This window comes from Marinobacterium sp. MBR-111 (assembly GCF_040547585.1).
Lineage (GTDB): Bacteria > Pseudomonadota > Gammaproteobacteria > Pseudomonadales > Balneatricaceae > Marinobacterium > Marinobacterium iners.
On the sequence record NZ_JBEPQA010000081.1, the window covers coordinates 1 to 1,380 of the forward strand.

The following is a 1,380-nucleotide window of genomic DNA, read 5'->3' on the forward strand; positions in this document are numbered from 1 at the left end:
GGAGTTATTGTCAAATCTGGTGTACGGCATCAGGCCGCATTCCTGTCTGATTGATCCTGTACTTGTTCGCCGTCCTTGAACTTCACATTGTTGACCACGAGGGTCAGCAGATTAAATCCCTTGATCCGCTTCCAGTTCTTCTGCGCTGACCCCAGCAGCTTGTAGACCATCGCCAGCGTGGTCTCGCGCGAGCCGCAGTTCCGCGCTCGTTTGGTTCTCAGCCGGACAGTCGCGAACGTGGATTCGATCGGATTGGTTGTCCGGATATGAACCCAATGCTCTGCCGGGAAGTCGTAGAACGTCAGCAGCTCATCCCGATCCTTGCGCAGGCGCTCCATGGCTCCGGGATACTTCGACTCGAAGCGAACCAGCGCCCGGTCAAAGGCCTTGTGCGCATCGTCCTGTGTTTCTGCCATCCAGATATCATGCAGCGCAGCCTTCACCTTGGGTTGAACAGACTTCGGCAGAGCAGACAGGATATTGGCTGTCTTGTGCACCCAGCAGCGCTGATGACGGGTATCAGGGTAACACTTGGCCAGCGCTTTCCAGAACCCAAGGGCACCGTCTCCGACCGCCAGCTTAGGACTCGTCGTCAGACCTCGTTCACGCAGGCCCAGCAGCAGCTCTGACCAGCTGGCTTCTGACTCGCGATAACCGTCTTCAACGGCGACTAACTCCTTGCGGCCGTGCTCTGTGACACCGATGATCACCAGCAGGCAGAGACGATCATCCATACGGACGTTGCTGTAGACACCATCTGCCCACCAGTACACATACCGCTTCTGGCTCAGATCACGCTGACACCAGCCGCGGTGCTCGTCAATCCAGTGCTGCTTCAATCGACTAATGGTGTTGGCGGAAAGCCCCTTGGCCTGATCGCCCAGCAACGCAGACAGCGCATCCTGGTAATCGCCCGTACTCACGCCCTTCAGATACAGCCAGGGCAGCAGCTCCTCGACACTCCGGGCGCGCTTCAGGTACGGCGGCAACAGAGAGCTGTTGAAGCGGACGCCGGAACCGCTACGATCCCTGACCTTTGGCACCTTGATCTCGACATCGCCGATACCCGTCTGGACAGTGCGCTCTGGCAAATAGCCATTGCGCACGACAGCCTTGCGACCATCCGGTAGCCGATGTTCAGCATGCTGCTCCAGCAACACCTGGAGCTCAGCTTCAACGGCCTGTGCGATCAGTTCTCGGGCACCATTGCGAAGCAACTCAGTCAGCGGGTCTGTCACCCGTTCTTCTGGTTGTGAAAGAGCTCTCAGGGTAGACTTGGTCATGGCGTATCACCTTCTGTTGATTGAGATCTTGGTCGTGATCAATCAACAGGATACGCCATCCTCCTATTTCCCCGTACACCAGAAATCACCATAACTC

Annotated in this window: 1 protein-coding gene; it reads right to left on the reverse strand. The window is 57.1% G+C overall.

Going from position 1 to position 1,380, the window contains the following annotated elements; genetic code table 11:
• Positions 1-29 precede the first annotated feature (29 nt).
• A complete protein-coding gene (locus ABIE61_RS18795; RefSeq protein ID WP_354412416.1) occupies positions 30-1,283 on the reverse strand; it encodes an IS256 family transposase in 1,254 nt (417 codons plus the stop codon).
• Positions 1,284-1,380 lie beyond the last annotated feature (97 nt).

Bases quoted from the DNA above. Each gene is read 5' to 3' on its own strand.
- ABIE61_RS18795 (WP_354412416.1), bottom strand. From the start codon at position 1,283: ATGACCAAGTCTACCCTGAGAGCTCTTTCACAACCAGAAGAACGGGTG.